This is a genomic window from Bacillus sp. FSL K6-2869 (assembly GCF_040869405.1).
In the GTDB taxonomy this organism is placed as follows: domain Bacteria; phylum Bacillota; class Bacilli; order Bacillales; family Bacillaceae; genus Bacillus; species Bacillus altitudinis.
This window is the reverse complement of sequence record NZ_CP152035.1, coordinates 673904-697502: the sequence shown is the minus strand read 5'-3', so window position 1 is coordinate 697502 and position 23599 is coordinate 673904. Positions and strand designations below refer to the sequence as shown.

The following is a 23599-nucleotide window of genomic DNA, read 5'->3' as shown; positions in this document are numbered from 1 at the left end:
TTGTGGTGCAGCCATTGTCTAAAATATTCATCAAGGTGACTTTTATTTTTCAGAAAATTTTTTCTTTTATTTAATTTAGTAAGCGCTTACATATAGACGCTTATCACGCATACACGTATTTTTTTGTCTGATGAGGATGTTTAAGAAGGTTGATCACTTGGGAATACTCTGATAGGTTAAGTAACCATAGCAGTGAGCAGACAGTTCAATAGGCTGCTCTTTGTATATTTTGATTGAGGTGATGTCAAATTAATACGAAAAAGGTGATATGGAAACATGAGTATTGAGATTGTAATTTCTCTATCTATTTATTTTATTGGAATGCTTGCTATTGGCTGGTATGCATTCAGAAAAACAAATGACTTGAATGATTATATGTTAGGCGGACGCGGGTTAGGTCCTTATGTAACGGCTCTATCTGCTGGTGCAGCTGATATGAGTGGGTGGATGCTGATGGGGCTTCCAGGCGCTATGTATACAACTGGTCTTTCATCTGGATGGCTTGCTGTTGGTTTAATTAGTGGGGCTTACTTAAACTATCTATTCCTAGCGCCACGATTGAGATCGTATACAGAAGTTGCTGATGATGCGATTACCATTCCAGACTTTTTTGACAAACGGTTTAAAGACTCATCTACTTTATTGAAAGCTGTCTCAGCTGTCATCATTATGATTTTCTTTACGCTTTACACCTCATCAGGTATGGTATCAGGCGGACGCTTATTTGAATCAGCGTTTGGTGCTCATTATATGTTTGGTTTAATCTTAACTTCTAGTATCGTGATTTTGTACACACTATTCGGCGGCTTTTTGGCAGTTAGTTTAACTGATTTTGTTCAAGGAGCTATTATGTTTTTAGCATTAGTGCTCGTGCCGATCGTTGCCTTTACTCAATTAGGTGGACCTGTTGCCACATTCAATGATATTCAACAGATTGACCCTAAATTGCTTGATATTTTTAGAGGAACGAGCGTCATTGGCATTATTTCCTTCCTCGCTTGGGGACTCGGTTACTTTGGACAGCCGCACATTATTGTTCGCTTTATGGCGATTACGACTGTAAAAGATTTAAAGCCAGCACGTCGTATCGGTATGAGCTGGATGATTGTGTCTGTCATTGGTTCACTATCTGTCGGTTTAGTCGGCGTGGCGTATGTTCATGAAACAAGCACCACTTTGGCAGACCCAGAAACCATCTTTATTGTGTTTTCTAAAGTGTTATTCCATCCATATATTACTGGATTTTTACTTTCTGCCATTTTAGCTGCAATTATGAGTTCAATTTCTTCTCAGCTGCTTGTCACTGCAAGTGCGATGACAGAGGATTTATACCGTACATTCTTTAGAAGAAAAGCCTCTGACAAAGAACTTGTGATGATTGGACGTATCTCTGTACTAGTCGTAGCGATTGTTGCCATTGGTCTCTCTCTAAACCCAAGTGATACTATTCTTGACCTTGTCGGTTATGCTTGGGCTGGGTTTGGATCTTCATTCGGTCCAGTCATCTTGTTATGTCTATACTGGAAACGAATGAATCATCATGGCGCTTTAGCCGGAATGATTGTTGGGGCTGTTGTCGTTCTCGTTTGGATTTCAACAGGCTTAAACAACACGACTGGATTGTACGAAATGGTTCCTGGATTTATTTTAAGTGGTTTGACTGCTATTATTGTCAGCCTCTTAACAAATAAACCGTCTAAAGCTTCTAAAAAGCTGTTTAGCAAAATGGAAGACCATCTCGAAGAAGAAACAAAATAACTAGACATGAGGAGTCATCTGCATTATGCGGATGACTCTCTTTATTTTTAAATAAAATGCTTTTCTTTCTCCCGTTTCTGAATAAAATAGAAGTTGTGCAGCCATATGGGCTGTGAGAAGATCATATACATGATGTGAAACGTACATGAAGTGAAAGGAGCGATACGCATGTTTTGGACAATTGAATGGGATACGGTCTTAAAATTAGCCGTTGCCACCTTAATCGGTTTGATCATCGGTCTTGAACGCGAACTTAAGAAAAAGCCGCTTGGGCTGAAAACGTGTATTGTCATTGCTGTCAGCTCCTGCGTATTAACCATCATCAGCATTGATGCAGCCTACAATTTCCCTCGAGTCTCTAAGCTTCAAATGGACCCACTCAGGTTACCGGCGCAAATTATATCTGGTGTTGGTTTTATTGGAGCAGGTGTGATTCTTCGCAAAAGCAATGACGTCATCTCAGGACTTACGACATCTGCGATGATTTGGGGAGCAGCAGGACTTGGGGTTGCAACAGGTGCAGGTTTTTATAAAGAAGCCTTCCTTAGTCTTTTCTTTATTCTTGTCAGTGTGGAATTTTTACCTTGGCTGTTCCAGCGGATTGGACCCATTCGCTTACAGGAAAAAGAAATCCGCATCAGAATGTCACTTTCTGATCGAAACCGCATGACAGAGATTTTAAAAGAAATGAAAGCACTCAATATTCGTATTCATTCTGTACGTATTGATGATTTAAAGGAAAAAGACTATCCGATCATGGAAGTACGTGTTCGCGTACATAAAGACCGCTATACAACCGATGTGTACTTTGATATTAAAGATTTAGAAGGCGTTGTTGGTGTGAAGTGTGATACGGTGTAGGATAAAAAGCCCCTTGCTATGTGAAACAGCAAGGGGCTTTCTATTTATGTTGTTAGCTGATGAAAGTCAAAAGGCGTAATTGGGGTTTTGTCCTCAATCTCCTTTCGAAAACGCGCCAGCATGGCACTTTCGTCAGCACTTAGTGTTCGGAGATCAAATGCTTGATGTAAAAGCCCATAAATAAGCATATGACGCAGCATAAGGAAATCTGGTATTGTCGCCAGCCATGCGTCATCAAGCTCATTCTCCTGTCGATAGCCTTTGAGAAAATGGCTCATAAATTCACCCGTAAATTCAGCTTTATCCTCATACGGAATCACCGGATACCAAAGAACGTTGTATAGCAAAATGCTTATATCATTGATAAACCAGTGATACCCACAATCATCAAAATCAAATGCAATGATTTCTCCCTGATGATAATGGAAGTTCCCGTGATGTAAATCCGCATGCACCAGTCCATAGACATCCTTGGATATTCGGAGCTGGTGAAGCTTTTGCATCAGTTCATCTTTTCTCTGCCACACAACCGTTTGATCAGAAGGAATATACGTTTCAAGCTTTAATTGCTCCTCCTCATACCACTCTTGACGCTTATAGCGAGGATCTTTCACTTGATATTGTTTAGTCGTTTGATGCATACGCCCAGTATAGGCTCCTAACGCTTGAAACAACTGTCCATTCCAATCTGCGTCGGTCACTTTTCTGCCAGGCGCCTTTTCGTACACTCTCAGCAAAAAAGCGCCTCCTGCTTGATCGGGAATCGCTTCAACATCTTTTCCTCTTGCGGATAAAACCGGTTTAGCTACTGAGATTCCATGTTGAGATAAATACCGAATCCAGTCCATTTCTCCTAGAATATAAGTGCGGGAGCGGCGAATGGTATGGGTAATTTTCAATATATAACTTGACCCTTTTTCATCCGTATATTCATACACATAATTTTCTGCATCGGCTAGAAATGTGACCTGTTCTGGCTGAAAATGATAGAGTAGAGCCGCTTTCTTTAAGACCATTTGTTCATCGTATCGTGCTTTTACTTCTTTATGCATGCTGATTCTCCTTTTATCGTCTTTTTACTTATACATGACGGTAATCAGCATTTATACGAGCATCAACATACCTGCCTTTCCTTTTGGTTTCTTCACATACTTTGACAAAAGTTGAAAAATTCCTCTAATTATAAATAAAAAACCGCCAAAAGGCGGTTTTCAGATTGTTGACAAAGGGCTAAAATGAACTTGATTTTAGCCCTTTGTCTTCTTTTCAGCGTGATAGAAAACCTTTGCAGTCTAGGAAGGACGAGTATTGGCGCGGAGCGAATTCACATTCGTGAGCACCAGCACGCAGGACTGACAAAGAATGCGAGGGTTTGTCTACACGCTAAAAACCGCCAAAAGGCGGTTTTTATTTAGTCATATATATGGACCGTTGGTTCTTTGTCTTCAGCATTTTTTGTGATGAGGGCTTCTTGCTGATCAGAAGAGGTGATGTTGATTTCTATATTGGTGCTCTTATAGTAATCCATGACTTCACCTGTTAAGTATTGCGTGAATGCCACGACTTCTGTTTTTCCGTAGAATTGCATTGGAATTTCTACTTTCATTTTTTGCAAGTTCCCGTTTTTATAGAAACCTTTGCCTACCACACCTGTGTAATTCGGGAAGTAGTCTTCTACCTTTGTCTTGAAGCGGTCAAATCGCTCTGAATCATCTTTGTAGCTGCTCTTGGCATTATCTGAAGGGAAGAAGACATTCTCTTCTTTAATCGTATCCCAACTACCAATATCAGCTGATCCTGCTTTTACATCGGTTTTAGCGATGAAGTTTCCTGGAACAATAGATGATTTTGGTGCTTGTTTATAAAGGGCAATCATGACTGGGACTTTTTGCAGTCCGTCCATTTGACGAAGTCGTTTAATGACTTGTTCCGCAATTTTTTCGCCCTCTGCTAAAAGTTTCTTTGAATTCTTCGATGAATCGATGGTCACCTCTTGCTGAGGATCCCCGATATTTTCGCGATAATAATAGACAGAGTTAAGCGCAAGACCGATGACAACCCCGCCAAGCTGTAAGCTATTTTTATCTTTTCTGATTAAGTAATTATGTTCTAGCATGGAAGCTAAGTAGATTGGACTATTTTCATTTTTTGACTTTGTTGAACCTGAGTTTGGAAGAGCAGGGTTTAAGCCTAAGTTCTTAAAGTCTTTGTCTTCTTTTTCAGCTTTTTTCAGATCACTGCCTGTTTTTTTACGGGCAAGCCAGCTGAGAACAGTATCTTCATCTAAATGCTGTCCTTCTTGGAACAGATAGTCGTTTGTATTGAATGATTCTGTTGCCAGGCGCATGAGTCCTGTTTCAAATTCATCAATGTCTAAGCGTGTATTGAGACGCTCTGCTGTTAGTCCTCTTGCCGCTCCTTGTTTAAACGGCAGCACCATTTTGTAATAGGAATCAGAGATGTTGTACATTGGGATGATCGCTGTTTCTTTCGTTTCATCCGTTTTTTGTGTGACCTCTTCCTCATCCTTTCCCCCAAAAGGTGCACACGCTGACAATACCAGTGTGAGCATTGTCAGCAGCAATAGCAACTTTTTCAATAGAAAACACTCCTCTTATTTCTTTAGCTCCTCGAGCATTTTGGCTTCGTCCCAAATTTCAATATTGAGTTCTTCTGCCTTTGTCAGCTTACTTCCAGCTGCTTCGCCGGCAATGACTAAGTCTGTTTTTTTACTTACGCTACCTGCTAACTTGCCACCTAATGCTTCGATCGCTGCCTTTGCATCATTACGAGACATTTCTTCTAATTTCCCCGTCAGCACAATCGTTTTTCCTGCAAAGTAGGAATCACTTTCTTCTACTTTCACCGGTTTTGGCCCAGTGTAGGTCATATTGACCCCAAGTTCTTTTAGTTCATTTAGCAGATCTAGTATTTCTTCTTTCTCAAAGTACGTGACGACTGCATCGGCCATTTTTTCACCAATTTCATCTACTTCAAGTAATTGTTCTTTCGTTGCTTGTTTTAACTGATCGATATCCTCAAAGTGCATGGCCAACGTCTTCGCTGCTTTAGAACCAATAAATCGAATACCAAGTCCAAATAATAAACGTTCAAGAGAGTTTTCTTTCGATTGCTCGATCGAACGCAGTAAATTATCGACTGACTTTTCGCCCATTCGTTCTAGCTGAATCAACTCTTCTTTTGTTAAACGGTAAAGGTCTGATACACGAGAGACAAGCTGTTCTTTGAAAAGTTGTGTAATAACTCGCTCGCCTAGCCCATCAATATTCATCGCATTACGAGACACAAAGTGAATGAGTCCTTCACGTATTTGAGCGGGGCATTGTGGATTGATGCACCGAAGCGCCACTTCTCCTTCAATTCTGACCAGCTCACTTTGACACTCTGGACATTCAGTCGGCATGTGAAACGGCTTTTCTTCTCCTGTTCGCTGATCAACAAGGACCCCTGCAACCTCTGGGATAATATCGCCCGCTTTTTTGACAATCACTTGATCAAAAAGGCGGATATCCTTCTCTTTGATTAAATCTTCATTATGAAGAGAAGCACGCTGCACTGTCGTCCCTGCCACTTTTACAGGCTCAAGAATCGCTGTTGGGGTGATGACGCCAGTACGCCCCACACTTAGTTCAATATCAATCAGCTTCGTCACGACTTCTTCGGCCGGAAATTTGTACGCAACAGCCCAGCGTGGACTTTTTGCTGTGAAGCCTAGTTCTTCTTGCTGAGCCAATGAATTGACTTTAATGACAATGCCATCGATTTCGTATGAGAAATCAGCACGCTTTGTTTTCAGTGTTTCAATGAGGTCGATCACTTCTTCAATGGTTTGGCACATCCGTCTTTCTTTGTTCGTTTTAAAGCCAAGCTCATCGAGAAGATCAAGTCCTGCGCTTTGCGTTTCAACACCAATTTCATCAAGCTCCGCTATACTGTAGACGAAGATATCAAGGTTTCGTTTCGCTGCAATTTTCGTATCGAGCTGACGAAGTGAGCCAGCAGCCGCATTACGCGGGTTCGCAAACGGCTCTTCTTCGTTTTGTAATCTTTTTTCGTTAAGGGCTTCAAAAGAAGGTTTTGGCATAAATGCCTCGCCTCTCACTTCAATCGACAGAGGCCGATTGATTTTGAGCGGGATGGAACGAATGGTTTTGAGGTTCTCGGTAATATCCTCACCTGTTGTCCCATCACCCCGCGTGGCACCCCGGACAAACACACCATTTTCATAACGGAGAGAAACAGCGAGTCCGTCAATTTTCAGCTCGACATTGTAAGCGACGTCGTCACCGACTGCTTGACGAACCCGGCGGTCAAAATCAAGAAGGTCCTGTTCATGAAACGCATTGCCGAGACTGAGCATCGGAGTACCATGACGTACTTTTTGGAAGGCGTCTAAAACAGCTCCTCCTACTCTTTGCGAGGGTGAATCCGCTGCTTTTAAATCAGGGTATTCTTCCTCCAGAGAAATCAGCTCACGCATCCGCGCATCATATTCAGCGTCAGGAACACTTGGACGATCCAGTGTGTGATATTCGTAGTTGTATTGATTCAAAATCTGGTGTAGTTCCTCGATCCGGCGTTTCACTGCTTCTTTATCCATCTGCTTCTTCCTTTCACTTCATCCGTTTTGTCAGTCCTATCAGTTTATTGCTTTTCGATTGGCGCAAATGCGGCAAGGAGACGCTTAATGCCTGTAGGGCTTGGGAAGGCAATATCAAGCTCTGTACTATCTCCACTACCTTTTACACTCACAACCGTGCCAACGCCCCATTTTTTATGAGCGGCTTTATCACCGACAGCCCAGCCAATGCTGCCGCCGCCTGTGTTTTGAATGGTTTGCGTTTGGGGACGTGAGACAGGCCCTCGTCTTTGCGGTCTTTCTCTCGTTTGGCCAAACGGTGTTTTCGTTTCTTTTTTCTCATTTAGGTTGTCCAATAAATCAGCTGGTATTTCTCTGATAAATCGTGATTCCATATTCATGTTCGTCCGGCCGAATAACGTTCTCATCTTCGCACTTGATAAATAAAGCTCTTCTTCGGCCCGTGTGATCCCTACATAAGCAAGACGGCGCTCTTCTTCCATCTCGGCATCTTCCATTAGTGAACGGCTGTGCGGGAAGACGCCTTCTTCCATTCCCATTAAGAACACAACAGGGAATTCAAGTCCTTTTGCTGCGTGGAGGGTCATTAAAATGACCGCATCCTGATCTTCTTCCTCAGCCTCATCCAGCTTATCAATGTCTGCGACGAGGGCGAGGTCTGTCAGGAAGGTGACAAGTGATTTATCTTCATTTTGTTCTTCAAAGTTTTTAGTGACCGATAGAAACTCGTCAATATTTTCTAAACGGCTTTGTGCTTCAATCGTTTTTTCAATCTTCAGCGCTTCACGGTAACCTGTTTTCTCTAGGATCTCTTCCGTTAATTCAGTGACAGATAAATAATCCTGCATGTTTGTCATTTGGTCAATGAGCTGTTTGAACTCATCAAGTGCATTGGCTGCTCTTGCACTGAGTCCAATGAAATCCACCTGACCAAGTGCTTCAAACATAGAGAGATCATTCATTTCTGCGTATGCGGCAATTTTATCAACAGAAGTCGCCCCAATTCCACGCTTTGGTACGTTGACAATGCGCGCAAAACTAATGTCGTCATCTGGATTTGACACAAGGCGTAAGTAAGCCAAAATGTCCTTGATCTCTTTTCTGTCATAGAACTTCGTGCCGCCGACGATGTTGTATTGAATGTTTGCCTTCATTAACGTTTCCTCTATGACACGTGACTGAGCGTTCGTTCGATAGAGGATCGCAAAATCAGATAATTTACGCTTGCCGCTCTGATGGAGCTGACGAATCTTTCCAGCGACAAATTGACCTTCACCGAATTCATTATCTGCGCGGTAATAGGCAATCTTCGCTCCTTCGTCATTTTCTGTCCAAAGGTTTTTTGGCTTACGGTTTGAATTGTTTTGAATGACCGTGTTTGCGGCATTCAGAATACGTTTAGTTGATCTGTAATTTTGCTCAAGCAAAATCACTTCACTGGACGGATAATCTTTTTCAAAGGAAAGAATGTTTGTAATATCCGCTCCACGCCAGCGATAGATAGACTGATCCGAGTCACCGACCACACATATATTTTGAAAACGCTGAGCGAGCAATTTCACAAGCATGTACTGCGCTCTGTTTGTATCCTGATACTCATCGACATGAATGTATTGGAATTTTCGCTGATAGTGTTCTAATACTTCAGGGATCCGCTCAAACAGACGAATCGTCATCATAATAAGATCATCAAAATCGAGTGATTGGTTTTTGAGTAATCGTTTTTGATAATCTGTGTAGACGTCGCTGACGACTTGATCGTAAAAGTCACCGGCTGTTTTTGCGTATTCCTCTGCGTCAATGAGTTCGTTTTTTGCACTACTGATTGAACCTAAAATGCTACGTGGATCAAACTTTTTAGGATCGATATTTCGTTCTTTTAAAATGTTTTTAATGACTGAAAGCTGGTCAGATGTGTCTAATATAGAAAAGTTGCGATTCACACCAATACGGTCAATATCGCGTCGTAAAATGCGCACACACATGCTGTGGAACGTAGAAATCCAAATGTCATCCGCACCAGGCCCTAAAATGGCTTGTACACGCTCACGCATTTCTCTTGCTGCTTTATTTGTAAAGGTAATCGCTAAAATATTCCACGGTGCCACATGCTTTTCTGCCATTAAATACGCAATTCGATGCGTGAGCACTCGTGTTTTTCCACTACCTGCTCCTGCCATCAGTAGCAGCGGCCCGTCTGTTGCTTTGACCGCTTCTTTCTGCGCGTCATTCAGCCCTTCTAATAGATGATTCGATATTTCATTCATTTCATTCACCGCCAATTCGAACTTATGTTCTATTTTAACCCGTTTCGTCTTGTTTGACTATGATGACTTTTTCACTGCGTCGACTGTCTTTAACGCTTCTTTAAAATTGTCATAAATGACGTTTCCCACTACGACAACGTCTGCGTGCTGTGCAAAGTCTTTCGCCTGCTCTTCGCTTTCAATACCGCCGCCATAAAATAGAACCGTTTCATGTAGCACTGCTTTGGTTTCTTTCACAAGCTCTATGTCTCCAAGCGTCCCGCTGTATTCTAAGTAAAAGATGGGCAGTTTCATCAAGTGCTCTGCCACTCTCGCATATGCCCTTACGTCATCTATATCCAGTGACGTATTGGCCTCTGTCAGCTTAGCCGCTTTACACTCTTCGTTTAAGATGACATATCCTTCCGGCACAATCTCTTCCATTGACATCAAATCACCGTATTCCTTCATCGCATCCTTATGCAGACCAACAATCCAATCAGGATGAGCGCTGTTTAACACAGTGGGGATAAAATACAGGTCAAAGCCAGGCACAATCATCTCATGTGTCGAGATTTCAAGGACACATGGCACAAGAAAGCGGCGCACCTTTGACATCAGTTGCAGCACGTTGTCTTCTGTCACGTTGTCACTGCCGCCAATCAAAATGGCATCCGTACCGGATTCACAAATCGCTTCAAGTTGTTCATCGGAAATCTCTTTATTTGGATCGAGTTTAAAGACATGCTTCCACTCGGTAACATCATACATGAAAAACGTTCCTCCATTCGTTTCATTCCATTTAAATATTATAACAAAATCAGACACCGCAAAAAATGGGTAACCTCCTTCAGCTAAAAGTTTCATTCTTTTGAAAATAGTCGATTTTCACTTTAGGCGAGGTGAATGGAGACTATATGAAAAGCTCCACTTCAAGAGGAGCCGAGGGAGATCAATAGATGGATGCTGAACTGAAATGAGAGCTACTTCATCTCATCACATGATATTATACATGAAAGGAACATTTTACTATCGACCAAGCAGGTGAATGATTTGAAAAGAACCATCACATATGATCAAACGATCGACATCGGATACATCTATCTCATCCCGCCTCGAATCGGGACAATCAAAGAAACCATTGAATTAGACGTAAATGAATGTGTGAACGTAGACATCGACAAAGAGGGCCGAGTGGCTGGGCTGGAGTTATTTGCAGAAGAAGCCAAGGTGTTGAAGCACACACCCGTTTATGAGGACGAGCTTTCGTTACGTTTTACGGATCAGGAAGTTCTCTCAACCTATCATTTATCGGGCATTGAATTTCTTTTCTCGACGCCTGATCACGAAGGGTTGATCGGTTTTACGATTGTCGATCCTCTTCGATATCACATCAAAAAAAAGACAAGAAAAAACCGTTTTGAATGGTCAAAACGGTTTTTCTAAACTATTGTCTCACTTCATTAAAATAATGGACGGATGTCATGGCCCCTTCATCGACCATCTTGTTGTCTTGAATATCTAACGGATCAGGGTGACCAGCTTTTTCAGGAACCTTTTCATCTGATCGGAACATGCTGATCCATTTCTTCAGATGCTGTTTATTTTTAACCGCTAATAACACAGCACCTCCAACTCCTAATCCAGCAAGTACATACGTATTTGGACGCTTATTCATGTTTGTTCCCTCCCCTTTTGATCTTATTTTTAAGTTACCCTGCCTTTTCATTTCTAAACGTCACAGTATGTTGTTCTTGCCATGTGGTTTCTCTTTGACCGAAAAGTGGAATAACAACAACAATGAAAGAGAAAAGAGGGGATATGGATGACAACGACTTTCATTGTCATAGGCGCACTTATTGTGATTTGTTTGATCGTACCTGTCGTGCTATTACTATGGATTTGGATGAGAGATGAAAAACAAGAAGAACACTCTGTCCTGCGGAATTATCCGGTCATTGGAAAATTGCGGTTCATTTTTGAAAAAATAGGACCTGAGCTTCGCCAATATCTCTTTCTCAATGATCGAGAGGAACTTCCTTTTTCAAGAAGAGAATACGAGCAGGCCGTCATGTCTGGAAAATACAACAGCCGGACAATGGGATTTGGTTCAAAACGTGATTTTGACAAGCCAGGTTATTACATTCGAAACGTCCTCTTTCCAAAGCAGCGAGATGAATTGCGCATCGACCAATCAGAAAACATTCAAACAAAAGTGTATCAAATTGATCAAGATAATTTACTTAGAAGAAGTGAACATACGAAAGAAGTTGAAGCAAAACCTTATTATCTCCATGAAGAAGATGTACAAATCATTGGTGAACATACATGCCAAAAACCCTTCCGCGTCAAGGGATTGATTGGTCAATCAGCCATGAGCTACGGCTCCTTAGGCGACCGGGCGATTACGGCTCTATCCTCCGGCTTAAAAATGGCTGGCGGCACATGGATGAACACAGGTGAAGGCGGGCTTTCGCCTTACCATCTCAAAGGGGGCGCCGATATCATTTGCCAGATTGGGCCTGGTTTATTTGGGGTTCGAACAGAGGATGGCGCATTTTCATTTGAAGAGTTTAAGAAAAAAAGTGAGCATGATGAAGTAAAAGCCTTTGAACTTAAGCTAGCACAAGGAGCGAAAACACGCGGGGGACACATTGACGGTGAAAAAGTCACAGAAGAAATTGCCCAAATCCGCAAACTGCCGCCGCACCAATCCATTGACAGTCCGAACCGGTTCGAGATGTTTCACTCCATTCCTGACATGCTTGATTTTATTGAACAACTGCGAAACATCGGCGGAAAACCAGTTGGAATCAAGCTAGTTGTTGGACATAAAGAAGATATCGAGGAGCTTGCTCTCTATATGAAAAAAAGTGGAAAACATCCTGATTTCATTACAGTGGATGGCGGAGAAGGTGGCACAGGTGCTTCCTTTCATGAACTGGCTGATTCCGCAGGCCTGCCCATTTTCACCGCACTACCGATGGTCCATCAAATTTTGAAGAAATATGGGGTTCGAGATCAACTCAAGCTGTTTGCGTCTGGTAAACTTCTCTCCCCTGATAAAATCGCCATTGCCCTTTCCATGGGAGCGGATTTTGTGAATATCGCACGAGGATTGATGTTCTCGGTTGGCTGTATTCGGGCGCAAGTATGCCACACGAATAAATGCCCAGTTGGGGTTGCCACGACAGATCCAAAGCTGCAAAAAGGTTTATCCATTGAAGAAAAGAAATACCGCGTCTGCAATTATATCCTGTCCCTTAGAGAAGGTTTGTTTAATTTATGCGCAGCAGCTGGAATTGAATCACCTATTCATTTTAACGAAAAACATATTATTTTTAGACAAGAAAACGGTCAGACAAGTGAAGTCCCTATGTTCTCAGGCACAGAGCAGTCTGTCTAGCTTAAAAAGGTGCGTTTCCGCACCTTTTTTCGTTGACATTCTTGCTCAATCACGTATAAAGAACTTAATAGATCTTTGATAAGGAGAAAGAGTATGCGTGAAAAAAAGGTCCGCGGTATGAAACGAAAGACTCAACAGATCATAAAAGAAATGAACGCAAATACGCAGTCGTTTCCGGAGAATGTTTCTGACTACTGGCACCTGCCTCTACCAGCGGCTTATGATTTTATGACTTCCAACAGAACACCGAAAAAGATCAAACGTCTATGCATTCAAACTCTATTGAATAGAGCTGAGCATCTCATTGATTTGAAACCAAACGACGGGGACATATATCGTGTCGTGGTCGCAGTCGATCTGCCTGGATTATGGCATTCACAAATCATTGTGTTTAAAGGGGATTCTTATGTGAAAGATTTCTTCAACAGACAAGATGAGTATCAGACATGGCTTCCCCTTTCTGATCAGAGAAATATTCAAAAAGATTGGGATTTATCTGTTCCGCAAAATATGCGAACTATCGGTTTTAAGGAAGTAATCACTGATGACGATGAAGTGTCCTATGAAGGTGAACGATGGTTTATGGGGGAACTTGATGACATCAAATAGAGCCATTTCAAATGAAATGGCTCTTACTTGTTCAACTTCAAAACGACAAATCATAAAGAATGTTTGCAGTGAAAGCTGCTTTATTTTGTTTCGTCCGTTGCTTGTTGCTCTGCTACGCGGTCAAGTGCCATCGTATAGGCATCATTTCCGTAGTTCAAGCAGCGTTTGACACGTGAGATAGTGGCTGTACTTGCACCTGTTTCCGTCTCAATTTTATGATACGTATTTCCCTCGCGAAGCATACGCGCTACTTCAAGACGCTGTGATAAAGATTGGATTTCATTGATGGTGCACAAATCATCAAAAAATCGATAACATTCTTCCAGGTCTTTAAGGGATAAGATGGAGTTGAATAGCTGATCTAAGCTTTTGCCCCTTAATTTATCAATTTGCATCTTTATACATCTTCTCCTTTACTATTGGCACACCGCTCCGCACTGACTTTTCCGAGAAAGCGGTATCTTTCCTGACTCATTTTTTTCAACCTCAGCAATGAGCTTTGAACGAATCATGACAGGTTTGGTTCTACGCTGAAAATGCCATCAGGTTCTTTCGTAAGCCGAAGCTTCTTTATCGTAAACAAATTCGACAAGTTTTGTCATATTCCTTGTGCGACAATCTGACAAACTTGTTTGCCTCCGATATCTAGAACACTTCTGCTCTGTTAAGTCTTTCCCTAAAAAACAGTATGTGTAGAAAGCTTGGCGAGGACGACAAACCTGCGCCCCGCCTTGCTTAATTATTCAAAATATGTTGGTCGGCCAGCGTAACCGACAGATTCATTTTACAATTGGGCACTTCATTCGTCATGTCAAAGCCCTATGCTTTGTCACCATATCTAGCAGCGAAGAGATCTCTTGCTCGCTTCTGCCCTATAACAGCAGTCAGAAATCTAGCAAATATGATACAGCTCCACTCTGTTATATTTTAACGCATTATAGACGGAAAGAGTACAGTTTTTTTCATGACATCAAATATTCCTCTTGGTGTCACTCGAATATACGGCAAGTGTGTGCTTTGGAAAAAGACAAGTGTATCAATTGGGCAGTCAAATGGATACCCGCGCTCAATGAGTAGCTCGCGTAACGTTTGCTCCTGCTGAAGAACCGTTTCAAACGATTCAGCTGATGCACAGCCTGATAATTGCAACGGGATTTCATGCAAAATCTTTCCGTTTTCTGCGAGCACAATTCCCCCACCAATTTCTTTCATTCGCTTATGAGCAAGCATCATATCATCTTTATTTTTCCCAATCACTAAAATGTCACCAGTGGTTGAAAATGAGCTGACAAATCCTTGCACCTTGTTTGCAAATCCTTTTAACATTGTGTTCACGCGCCACTCGCCTTTTCGATCAATCAGACTGAAGAAGCTTTGATCATGGTCACAGGACAGCTGGTTGACAGAGTTATCAATCTCCACTGTATAAGGCTCCATAATAACAGCATTTCGCATTTTGACACCAAGCGGCATTGAGAATTGCAAGTCACTCATTGTCAGGTCATAGCTTAAATCTAATGGTTCAAGCCCGCCATTTTCCCATTTTGTCTCTTGGAATTGATGCTGGTTCTCCCCCTCTAATTTCAGGATTACCCCTTTAGAAATCACCGTTTCTGGATTTGGATTCATCGGATCATCTAAAATATTCAAAGAAGCCAATCGGCCAGGACCGACCACCCCTAATAAGTCATCAATTTGATAGTATTTCGCAATGTTAAAAGTCGCCATATTGTACGCATCAATAGTAGGCACGCCTTCTTCAAGGGCAATGGAAATGAGACGATTGATCATGCCTTCTTCATAAAAGTGAGGCGCTGATCCATCTGTTGTATAGAAAAAGTGATCGTAGTGCCTAAAGTCACGCTCATGCAACTCTCTTAAAATGTTCACTAAATCTGGGCGGATGGAAGAATGACGCAACGACACATGATAGCCAAGAGACAAGCGTTTGAGCACATCGTCTGCATTCATTGCTTCATGATCACTGTCCGCTCCAAACAGCTTCATTTTTGTTAGCGTTTTCTCAGAAGCCCCAGGGAAATGCCCTTCAATTCGTTTTCTCTGCTTCTTCGTTTCTTGCATGCAATATAAAATGAGATCATCACCGTCCATTAATCTTGGCCAGCTCGTTAATTCGCCGCCTTGTAGGACGTCGGGATGATCAATCCATTCTTTCCGATAGTTAATAGGAAGCATCTCATCTTCATACCTGACCTCGGTTTGAAGATCGTATCTGGACCACCAGAAATACTGAAATGGCTGCTTTTTTAATTCGCATAGAGTGGAAAGCGCTTTCTTTTCATTGCTTTGCAAAAGAAGAAATAAGTTATCGCTGACCATCGTTGTTGTGCCAAATTGAGACACATATTCTGCAAGTGATTGGGGATTATAAATATGGAACGGATGCGCGTGAGGTTCAATATACCCCGGCACAATGTATTTACCTTCACAATCAATCACACGTTTAGCTGATTTATTTTGAGGAAGCTCTGCTCCGACATAAACAATTCGATCATCATGTATCCAAATATTTGCCTTCACCCATTGCTTCAAAAACGGGTTTAGCACGAGTCCATTCGTTAAAAGGAGTGTTGGAACTATTTTTGAGTCGACTACATCGATTTGTGTGCGGATGTCATTGTTTCTCCAATTAAAAGTACGTTCGGACATTCACATACTCTCCTTCATTTGTATTAGCCCTATCGTAACATAACGAACCACGTTACGCATTAATGAAACGTTACAATTTCTTGAAATCACACTTAAAATAATTTAAAAAAGGAGAATCACTTGCAATGAAACCTAATCTTGGCTTAATGGAAGCGCTCATGAGAATTGCCTGCGGAATGACGATATGTACTGTAGCTGGATCCTTATATGCTCGAAAACCATGGAGTAAAATGCTGCTTTTTGGCATCATGCTCGGCGGATTAAAATTGGGCTCTGGTATTCTTCGTTTTTGTCCAGTGACCTATATGTGTGAACAGCAGAATACACATAAAGAGAAGGCTGAGTAGACAGCCTTCTTCAGATTGTTGACAAAGAGCTAAAATGAATTTTATTTTAGCTCTTTGTCTTCCTTTCAGCGTGACATGAAAACCTTTGAAGTCTAGGAAGGGCGAGCAACGGCGCACAGACCAGCAGGCGAATGCGAGGGTTTATCTGCACGCTGGAGAAGGCTGAGTAGACAGCCTCCTTTTTTGTGTGTGAATCACTCCGCTACTTCGCACCATTTGACCAACGTACCAGCAATGATTTCTGCTGCTTCAATGACATGTTTGATCTCAATAGATTCATTCGGGAAATGGGCAAGCTCTGTCGTTCCAGGTCCAAACACAATGATTGGGATATCCGCTGCTTGTGACAGTAATCCGCCGTCTGTCCCCCAAGGGGCGGCTTCTACCTTTGGCGGGTGCTGCATGACCTCTTCATATTGTTCCTTCAATAGACCTAAAAGCGGGTGATCAGAGTCGATTGACCCTGGAAGCCACCTAGCACCAAACCACTCCACCTCCACAGGATGTTCTTGAAACCAATCATCCTTTTCAGCGAGTCCAGTCATCCAATTTTCTAATTCCTTCTCTGCCTGCTCAACTGTCTCACCTGGCATCACACCAAGCCTGCCTTCCATTGTGACAAGATCTGCGACAGAGGACGGCCAATCACCGCCTTGAATTTTCCCAATGTTGATTGGAATTGGAATCGGGATATGCTGAAACAGCGTCTCCGTCACTCGCTGATTTCTTTCTTTTTCTAGTGCCGCTATATGAGAAAGGACCACCGTGCTCTTTTCAATAGCAGAAACACCGTGATACCTTGTTCCGCCATGAGCTGCCCTTCCTTTAATATGCAACCTGAACCACTTTGACCCTTGCTGAATCGGAAAAATGTTCATATGACTTGGCTCCGGAATGATGGCAGCATCCGCTGTGTACCCTTTCAATATTGCTGCAAGTGTGCCTGCTCCGCCGCTTTCCTCTTCGACGACACTATGAAACACCACATCTCCTTTAAGGGGAATCTGAAGCGCATGCAGTGCCTCAAGCGCAAAGAGTGAAGAAACGTTTCCACCTTTCATATCTGTTGCCCCGCGTCCATAAAGTCTCCCGTTTATGATATGCCCGCTGTAAGGCGGATATGTCCATTGATTCTTATCTCCTGCTGGAACCACATCTACGTGCCCGTTTAATAAAATCGATTTGCCCCCACCTTTTCCTTTCAATCGCCCTGCAACGTTGGGACTCCCTTGAAAAGATCGGCGCGGGGAATAAAAATAAGGATGCTCTAGTAATTCATCGCCGCCAATTTCCCAAACGTCTACATCAAAACCAACGGCGGACAGTTTATTGGCCACGATCTGCTGAACCTCTTCTTCATCCCCTTGGGTGCTGTCACATTGCACCATTTGTTGAAGAAGCGTAATGGCCTCATCCTGATGCTCTTTCATCCAGTTTCTGATACGTGTCATTGGCTGCAAGTCGTTCATCCTTTCTACACAACAGATTTGACATCAGGCGCTAAAATTAATGACGCTTCAGTCGCCCTTATGACATCTTCCGGCTGAAATGGCGGCATGACTTCACGTAAAATGAGCAGCTGAGACTTGACCTCAATGACCGCCATATCCGTAATAATCAAATCGACACACGCTTTAGCGGTTAATGGCAATGTACAAACCGTTTTCACTTTAGATCGACCGTGTTTATCAAGATGGCTCATCACCACCACCACTTTTTTCGCTTTTTGCGCCAGCTCAATCGCTCCGCCCATACCTGGTACTCTTTTCCCCGGTACAATCCAATTGGCAAGATCCCCTTGGCTGCTTACTTCAAGTGCACCCAAAATCGTCATATCCAGCATGCCTTTTCGGATGATGCCAAAAGCAGTCGTACTGTCCATGTACGAGCCGCCCTTTGTCAACGTAATGGGAAAACCACCGGCATTGCACAAATTCGGATCTTCTTCCCCTTGCAGAGGCGAGGCTCCTGCCCCCATAATGCCGTTTTCTGCATGCAGCCACACCTCGTAATGTGATGGAATGTAATCTGCTGCTAGGGTCGGAATGCCGATCCCAAGATTCACAATCATGCCATCTTCAATTTCTTGTGCTGCTCTTTTGGCAATGCGGTGTCTTAAATCGATGTCTCCCATGCCCATGTCCAGTTCACTCCTTTTGATTGCACGATTTGATTCACAAATACGCCTGGCGTCACGATTTCTTCTGGATCGAGCTGCCCCGCTGCCACAATTTCTTCTGCCTCCGCAATGGTCCAGTCTCCTGCCATCGCCACAATCGGGTTTGTATTCCGTGCGCTTTTATCAAAAATGAGGTTTCCCACTTCATCTGCTTTGTAGGCATTGACGATGGCAATATCCGCTGTGAGCGCAGGCTCTAACATATAATTCTTCCCATTCAGCTCAACCAATTGTTTCTCATCGAGATTCAGGCTATCCATCCCAACATCTGTCACAATGCCCGCCAGCCCCATTCCGCCTGCTCTGATTTTTTCTGCAAGAATGCCCTGCGGATAAAAATGAACGTCTAATGTACCAGCCTGCATTTTCTGTCCGGCAATGGGATTTGAGCCGATATGAGAGGCGATGATTTTTTTCACTCTTCCTTCTGTGATGAGCCTGCCCACACCAATTTGCGGGAAACCTGCATCATTTCCGATCAATGTCAGATCTTGAATATTTGCTTCCAAAATGGCATCAATCAACGATGGTGGTGAACCCACGCCGCCAAATCCGCCAAACATGATGGTCATGCCATCTTTTAATCGCGTCATCACTTCATCCAAACCCACAGTTTTGTTCATGTTCGTTCCTCCTTACATAGCAGATGGGAAAAACCCTCGATTGATCACTTCTTGTTCGACTTGTGTGATGGTTTGCCCGAATAAATCAATGAGTTCATCCATTTCCTGCTGTGTGATGGAAAGCGGCGGTGCGATCATAACCGCTGCGCCTCCGACTCCATCCTCTCCAGCGCTTGCTGGATACACCAGCAGTCCATTTTGTTTTGCCGTTTCAACAACGAGATTGGTTATCTGGGCATGTGCTGGAAATGGCGTTTTGGATAAACGATCTGCGACAAACTCAATGCCAATAAGCAATCCCTTCCCTCTTACATCCCCTATGATGGAATGGGCTACTTGCAGATCTTTTAAAGCATTCATCATGTATCGCCCGGAAAGTTCAGCCCGGTCGGGAAGCTGATGCTTTTTCATATATCGAATGACCGCTAATGAAACGGCTGCTGAAAGCGGATTGGCACTATATGTGTGTCCTGCCATGACAGAGCCGGAGCCGCTGATAATTGGTGCCATCACACGATCCGTTGAGACAACTGCTGCGATTGGAGAATAACCTGCGCTCATTCCCTTTCCAAGAACCATGATATCTGGTACCGTACCCCAATGTTCCATTGCAAACATTTTTCCAGTTCGTCCAAAGCCCGTCATGACTTCATCTGCGATCATTAAAATGTCGTTTTCTTCACAGACTCGCTTCATCGCTTCGAAATATCCGTCTGGCGGCAGGAGCGCCGCTCCCGCTGCGCCAACAATTGGTTCAGCAATCAATGCGGCGATCCTCTCTTTTCCTATACGCTGGATGACGGTCTTAAATTCCTGGACATACCACTCGACCTGCTTGCTGTCTTCCTTTGGCAGCCATGACCGGTAGCTATAGGGCGGAGACAGCACTGGGTGCTTTTCAAGCAGTGGTTCAAAACGCTCTCTCCTTGCAATATGACCTGACATTGACAGCGCCCCTAATGTAATACCGTGGTAACTCATCCATCTTGAGATGATATGATTTTTTTCCGTCTTCCCCTGCTCCTGCCAATGCTGTATCGCCATTTTCATAGCGGTCTCCGTTGCCTCTGAACCGCTCCCTACAAAAAAAGACCAGTTCAGATCACCTGGGCAAAGTGTACTCAATTCATACGCTAGTTCTTCCGCTGGTTCATTCGTAAATTGTGATCTGTACGTAAAGCTCACCTTTTTCGCTTGCTCCGTCATCGCATCAATAATCTCTTGTATACCATGTCCAATACTTGCCGTGACTGCCCCTGATGAGCCATCTATATATTTTTTTCCGTCCCGATCATATAAATAAATCCCCTCTCCTCTCACAGCCACAGGATATTGCTGATTTAACATCGGTTTGATTAAGTAATCCCGGGTCTCCACTTTGTCATTCCTCCCTCTCTTGTCAGCAGCTGCACTTTTCTTTTCACATGAATCGCAAGAAAATTTTGTATACTTGGTATAAGATTAGCTTAATCAAGAGGGCAGTCATCCTCCATTCGCCATATGCCCGAATTTCACGCGTGTTTTTTATACATGGTGTATAAGAGTGTTCAAAAGGAGGTCATGAGTCTATGGCGATTCTCGTCAAAGATGCACTCTCGCTCGATATGATGAAAGAAACCAAACTGCTTGCTGGAGAAAATGGACTGGATCGTCTTATCCAGTGGGTGACCATTGTGGAAATTATTGAGGACACGTCTAGACTTTCCGAAGGAGAATTGCTTGTTACAACTGGGTTTGGACTGACAGAAAATAAAGAAAGACGCATCCGGCTTGAAAAATTGATTCAATCTCATCGTCTTTCAGCCATTGCCATTTATAAAGGCGTGTACTTAACGGAAATTCCCGCATCACTCATTGAAGCCGCCGAAAATAGCGGTATTCCACTCATCGAGATTCCGCCCCATGTCAATTTTTCAGACATCACAAAAGCCGTTCTAGAACAAATCGTCAGTAGTCAGCTCCATCAGCTCAAATATTCTTCTGCGATTCATCAAAGACTGACCCATTTAAATGTGAGCAATAAAAATGTCACGCAAATTACAGATGAACTGGCACATCTCACAGCAGCAAATATCGTCGTACTGGATGTGTTTTTGCACCAAACAGCAGCTCATCTCGAAACAGACGAAGTGACCTATTCTCCTGCTTTTGGCTTTCTAACAGATGACGAACCGATTGAAACCTCTTCTCTGCTCAAGCAGGCAGAGGAAAAAGGCCGGCTCGTCTATGACACATATGGTGCGTTTGTTCTAGCTGCATGCCCTGTGATTGCAATGGGCGATATTTTCGGGTTCATTGTGGCGTTAAAGAAAAAAGAGACGTGGCACCATCTCGATGCCATCGCCATTGAGCATGCCGGTGCGGTGTATGCGATTGAATGGTTAAAACAAAAAGCCATTCAAGATACAGAAAACCAAATGCAGGGGCATTTATTGGATGATATGCTGCAACAGCAATACACAGAAGAAAGTTATGTCATCGAACAAGCAAGAAAGCTGCAATATGATATGAGCGAAGAACAAGTCGTCATCTACTTTCAATTTCAGCATCAGCACACACAGCTCGACCATCAAATGGTGCAGCGCCTATCCCAATTGCTCACATCCATTTTTGAACGCAGACAAATTCCTTTTTTATTAAAGGCAAGGCTTGATTCCATTTTCGTCTTGACGCCTGCAGGGAAAAGCACGTATCAAGAAACAAATTGGTATCGCGCATCAGAAGAATGCCGCAGTACTTGGTCTTATTTTTTCCCCGTCCATCCCATTGTGATTGGCATTGGAAGAGCCTACGACCAGATCAGTCTCTTTGCTAAAAGTGCAAAAGAAGCCCAGTATGCAGCAAGGCTTCTTCCTCTTTTGAAAACAGATGACAGCATCATTCATTATCAGAAGCTCGGTCTATATGGGATGCTGCTTGAAATGAACGAAGCCGGAATGAATTTGCATGACTTTTATGTGGAGCTGTTAAGCCCGCTGCTTTATACAAAAAAACAAGGAGCTGACCTCATTCATACACTCGAAGTGTATTTGGCACACAATGAAAATATTCAAAAGTCAGCGGGGGAATTGTTTATTCACCGGCATACGTTAAGCTACCGGTTGAAACAAATTGAAACGAGAACAGGCTGCAGCCTCAAATCCACTGATGATCGGATGAAGCTGCAGCTGAGTATCATGGCGTACCGCCTATCTGGTCTGCTTGATCAGATGAGAACCATCTCATGATTCATTTGGCGTTTTGACCCATAGATTCATATCTTCAATTTTGTCAAAAATATAGCAGTTGTTTTGAAAGCGTCCGGTGTATGTATACCCGAGCTGATAAAATACTTGATTCATTCCATAGGACAGTGCACGGGCAAGAGAATAAAAGACATAAATGTGCATGGATTGAAGCTCTTGTTCGAGGGCTAGAATCAAATGATGCATGAATCCTAGTTTTCTGTATGTGGGAAGGGTTGCACAATCTGTTAATTCTGCATGACCATACGGTGCATTGATTTCAGCGGATGCGGCACTTACAAGTTGACCGTCATGTTCAACGGCATAAAAAACCGTCCCTTCCTCCATTACCTTTCGGATGTAATCTGGCTCGTTCATTGGCGTGGGGTACGTTTCAAAGACCGTATCATAGAGCGCTGCCAGCTTGTGCACATCCTCTGGACCGGCTTTCCTCATCACATACTCATCCTGCCACACGCCTTGGTCTTTTTTCATCGGCTTTTCTTGAATAGACGCAACGATTTCATCTTCCTTCAGCCAAAATGGGCTGTTCATTCGATCTTCGGTCAGAAAAAGCGACATGCCGTACGCATCACTTCCGAGGAAATAATGAGAAAACACGCCTTCAAGCCGAAAGCCTTTTGCTAAAAAAAGAGGCATATGCTCGCGCCTTACTTTTACAATAACCTTAGACGCCTTGCAGTCCGCCGCTTCCTGAAGCACGGACTGAATCACATCCTGCACCCTGCCGCTATAGTCATCCAAACGAATTCGCTCATTGAATGGATCCATACAGATCAAAGCAGAAAATCGCTCGTTTGCAAGTTTCTTCAATTGCACCATACACTCATTCCCCTCTTAGCTAATGAAAAACTTCCAAATTAAAAATGAAGAAATAGCAACGCCAGAAAAAATGGATAGGATCATATAACTAATGGCTGAAGCTTTTTTCATTTTATTGTGTTTAATGGCAAATAACATAATGTTATTTATGTTTATGAGAAATAAAATGATCATGAATATTGCAAAGAGAATAATTGCCTTAAATTCCATGT

General features: G+C 43.0%; 20 protein-coding genes. 7 read left to right on the top strand and 13 right to left on the bottom strand.

Annotated elements, in window-relative coordinates:
* The first annotated feature begins 276 nt into the window (after positions 1-276).
* Complete coding sequence (gene putP / locus MHI58_RS03445) at positions 277-1758, top strand: sodium/proline symporter PutP (RefSeq protein WP_039168534.1); 1482 nt, start codon at positions 277-279, stop codon at positions 1756-1758.
* A gap of 162 nt (positions 1759-1920) precedes the next feature.
* Positions 1921-2619, top strand: coding sequence for an MgtC/SapB family protein (locus tag MHI58_RS03440; RefSeq protein WP_169476135.1), 699 nt, complete (start codon positions 1921-1923; stop codon positions 2617-2619).
* 44 nt (positions 2620-2663) lie between these two features.
* Here the strand turns inward: MHI58_RS03440 and MHI58_RS03435 are convergent, their stop codons facing one another.
* The 5 genes from MHI58_RS03435 to MHI58_RS03415 form a co-directional block, all read right to left on the bottom strand.
* Positions 2664-3671 carry a phosphotransferase enzyme family protein gene (locus tag MHI58_RS03435; RefSeq protein ID WP_368004371.1) on the bottom strand — a complete coding sequence of 336 codons (1008 nt, stop codon included), beginning with the start codon at positions 3669-3671 and terminating at the stop codon, positions 2664-2666.
* Between the two features lie 359 nt (positions 3672-4030).
* Entirely contained in the window at positions 4031-5191 is a 1161-nt protein-coding gene (locus MHI58_RS03430; RefSeq protein WP_223255677.1) for a CamS family sex pheromone protein, read from the bottom strand.
* Positions 5192-5233: 42 nt separating this feature from the next.
* Positions 5234-7240, bottom strand: a complete 2007-nt coding sequence (gene ligA / locus MHI58_RS03425) for an NAD-dependent DNA ligase LigA (RefSeq protein ID WP_330547069.1) — start codon at positions 7238-7240, stop codon at positions 5234-5236.
* A 44-nt stretch (positions 7241-7284) separates the two neighbouring features.
* Complete coding sequence (gene pcrA, locus MHI58_RS03420) at positions 7285-9507, bottom strand: DNA helicase PcrA (RefSeq protein WP_138278189.1); 2223 nt, start codon at positions 9505-9507, stop codon at positions 7285-7287.
* 57 nt (positions 9508-9564) lie between these two features.
* Positions 9565-10257 (bottom strand): heptaprenylglyceryl phosphate synthase, encoded by a 693-nt coding sequence (locus tag MHI58_RS03415; protein WP_046344937.1) that lies wholly within the window; start codon positions 10255-10257, stop codon positions 9565-9567.
* 273 nt (positions 10258-10530) lie between these two features.
* Here MHI58_RS03415 and MHI58_RS03410 point away from each other — a divergent pair, with 273 nt between their 5' ends.
* Complete coding sequence (locus tag MHI58_RS03410) at positions 10531-10932, top strand: DUF2283 domain-containing protein (RefSeq protein ID WP_234833540.1); 402 nt, start codon at positions 10531-10533, stop codon at positions 10930-10932.
* Between the two features lies 1 nt (position 10933).
* Here the strand turns inward: MHI58_RS03410 and MHI58_RS03405 are convergent, their stop codons facing one another.
* A complete protein-coding gene (locus tag MHI58_RS03405) occupies positions 10934-11164 on the bottom strand; it encodes a hypothetical protein (RefSeq protein ID WP_019743748.1) in 231 nt (76 codons plus the stop codon).
* Between the two features lie 147 nt (positions 11165-11311).
* On the opposite strand from MHI58_RS03405, the gene MHI58_RS03400 reads away from it, so the two are divergent.
* Positions 11312-12892, top strand: a complete 1581-nt coding sequence (locus MHI58_RS03400) for an FMN-binding glutamate synthase family protein (protein WP_081114584.1) — start codon at positions 11312-11314, stop codon at positions 12890-12892.
* A 93-nt stretch (positions 12893-12985) separates the two neighbouring features.
* Entirely contained in the window at positions 12986-13501 is a 516-nt protein-coding gene (locus tag MHI58_RS03395; RefSeq protein WP_035391438.1) for a DUF3916 domain-containing protein, read from the top strand.
* Between the two features lie 80 nt (positions 13502-13581).
* Here MHI58_RS03395 and MHI58_RS03390 read toward each other — a convergent pair whose 3' ends face one another.
* Both MHI58_RS03390 and MHI58_RS03385 read right to left on the bottom strand, forming a co-directional pair.
* Positions 13582-13896, bottom strand: a complete 315-nt coding sequence (locus tag MHI58_RS03390; protein ID WP_007496879.1) for a YerC/YecD family TrpR-related protein — start codon at positions 13894-13896, stop codon at positions 13582-13584.
* Between the two features lie 532 nt (positions 13897-14428).
* Positions 14429-16171, bottom strand: coding sequence for an adenine deaminase C-terminal domain-containing protein (locus tag MHI58_RS03385; RefSeq protein ID WP_007496880.1), 1743 nt, complete (start codon positions 16169-16171; stop codon positions 14429-14431).
* A gap of 125 nt (positions 16172-16296) precedes the next feature.
* On the opposite strand from MHI58_RS03385, the gene MHI58_RS03380 reads away from it, so the two are divergent.
* Complete coding sequence (locus MHI58_RS03380) at positions 16297-16518, top strand: DUF2892 domain-containing protein (protein ID WP_008344274.1); 222 nt, start codon at positions 16297-16299, stop codon at positions 16516-16518.
* A gap of 194 nt (positions 16519-16712) precedes the next feature.
* On the opposite strand, the gene MHI58_RS03375 is transcribed toward MHI58_RS03380, so the two are convergent.
* From MHI58_RS03375 to MHI58_RS03360, 4 genes are read right to left on the bottom strand one after another with little or no spacing between them, the layout of a single operon-like run.
* The gene (locus tag MHI58_RS03375; protein ID WP_368004370.1) at positions 16713-17978 is read right to left on the bottom strand and encodes a peptidase; all 1266 of its coding nucleotides are present in this window, start codon (positions 17976-17978) and stop codon (positions 16713-16715) included.
* A gap of 14 nt (positions 17979-17992) precedes the next feature.
* A complete protein-coding gene (locus MHI58_RS03370) occupies positions 17993-18658 on the bottom strand; it encodes a 3-oxoacid CoA-transferase subunit B (protein WP_081114587.1) in 666 nt (221 codons plus the stop codon).
* A complete protein-coding gene (locus MHI58_RS03365) occupies positions 18634-19320 on the bottom strand; it encodes a CoA transferase subunit A (protein WP_008344277.1) in 687 nt (228 codons plus the stop codon). Before MHI58_RS03365 ends, MHI58_RS03370 begins: the two co-directional genes overlap by 25 nt.
* A gap of 12 nt (positions 19321-19332) precedes the next feature.
* A complete protein-coding gene (locus tag MHI58_RS03360; protein WP_368004369.1) occupies positions 19333-20697 on the bottom strand; it encodes an aspartate aminotransferase family protein in 1365 nt (454 codons plus the stop codon).
* 191 nt (positions 20698-20888) lie between these two features.
* On the opposite strand from MHI58_RS03360, the gene MHI58_RS03355 reads away from it, so the two are divergent.
* Positions 20889-22547 (top strand): PucR family transcriptional regulator, encoded by a 1659-nt coding sequence (locus tag MHI58_RS03355; protein ID WP_019743753.1) that lies wholly within the window; start codon positions 20889-20891, stop codon positions 22545-22547.
* Here MHI58_RS03355 and ablB read toward each other — a convergent pair.
* Positions 22542-23387 carry a putative beta-lysine N-acetyltransferase gene (gene ablB / locus MHI58_RS03350; RefSeq protein WP_039168506.1) on the bottom strand — a complete coding sequence of 282 codons (846 nt, stop codon included), beginning with the start codon at positions 23385-23387 and terminating at the stop codon, positions 22542-22544. The genes MHI58_RS03355 and ablB overlap by 6 nt on opposite strands.
* Between the last annotated feature and the right edge of the window lie 212 nt (positions 23388-23599).

What these genes read in the sequence shown, in the direction of transcription:
- MHI58_RS03390 (WP_007496879.1), bottom strand. Translation starts at nt 13,896, where the DNA reads ATGCAAATTGATAAATTAAGGGGCAAAAGCTTAGATCAGCTATTCAAC.
- MHI58_RS03385 (WP_007496880.1), bottom strand. Translation starts at nt 16,171, where the DNA reads ATGTCCGAACGTACTTTTAATTGGAGAAACAATGACATCCGCACACAA.
- MHI58_RS03365 (WP_008344277.1), bottom strand. Translation starts at nt 19,320, where the DNA reads ATGAACAAAACTGTGGGTTTGGATGAAGTGATGACGCGATTAAAAGAT.
- putP (WP_039168534.1), top strand. Translation starts at nt 277, where the DNA reads ATGAGTATTGAGATTGTAATTTCTCTATCTATTTATTTTATTGGAATG.
- pcrA (WP_138278189.1), bottom strand. Translation starts at nt 9,507, where the DNA reads ATGAATGAAATATCGAATCATCTATTAGAAGGGCTGAATGACGCGCAG.
- ablB (WP_039168506.1), bottom strand. Translation starts at nt 23,387, where the DNA reads ATGGTGCAATTGAAGAAACTTGCAAACGAGCGATTTTCTGCTTTGATC.
- MHI58_RS03355 (WP_019743753.1), top strand. Translation starts at nt 20,889, where the DNA reads ATGGCGATTCTCGTCAAAGATGCACTCTCGCTCGATATGATGAAAGAA.
- MHI58_RS03400 (WP_081114584.1), top strand. Translation starts at nt 11,312, where the DNA reads ATGACAACGACTTTCATTGTCATAGGCGCACTTATTGTGATTTGTTTG.
- MHI58_RS03395 (WP_035391438.1), top strand. Translation starts at nt 12,986, where the DNA reads ATGCGTGAAAAAAAGGTCCGCGGTATGAAACGAAAGACTCAACAGATC.
- MHI58_RS03405 (WP_019743748.1), bottom strand. Translation starts at nt 11,164, where the DNA reads ATGAATAAGCGTCCAAATACGTATGTACTTGCTGGATTAGGAGTTGGA.
- MHI58_RS03435 (WP_368004371.1), bottom strand. Translation starts at nt 3,671, where the DNA reads ATGCATAAAGAAGTAAAAGCACGATACGATGAACAAATGGTCTTAAAG.
- MHI58_RS03415 (WP_046344937.1), bottom strand. Translation starts at nt 10,257, where the DNA reads ATGTATGATGTTACCGAGTGGAAGCATGTCTTTAAACTCGATCCAAAT.
- ligA (WP_330547069.1), bottom strand. Translation starts at nt 7,240, where the DNA reads ATGGATAAAGAAGCAGTGAAACGCCGGATCGAGGAACTACACCAGATT.
- MHI58_RS03370 (WP_081114587.1), bottom strand. Translation starts at nt 18,658, where the DNA reads ATGGGCATGGGAGACATCGATTTAAGACACCGCATTGCCAAAAGAGCA.
- MHI58_RS03380 (WP_008344274.1), top strand. Translation starts at nt 16,297, where the DNA reads ATGAAACCTAATCTTGGCTTAATGGAAGCGCTCATGAGAATTGCCTGC.
- MHI58_RS03430 (WP_223255677.1), bottom strand. Translation starts at nt 5,191, where the DNA reads ATGCTCACACTGGTATTGTCAGCGTGTGCACCTTTTGGGGGAAAGGAT.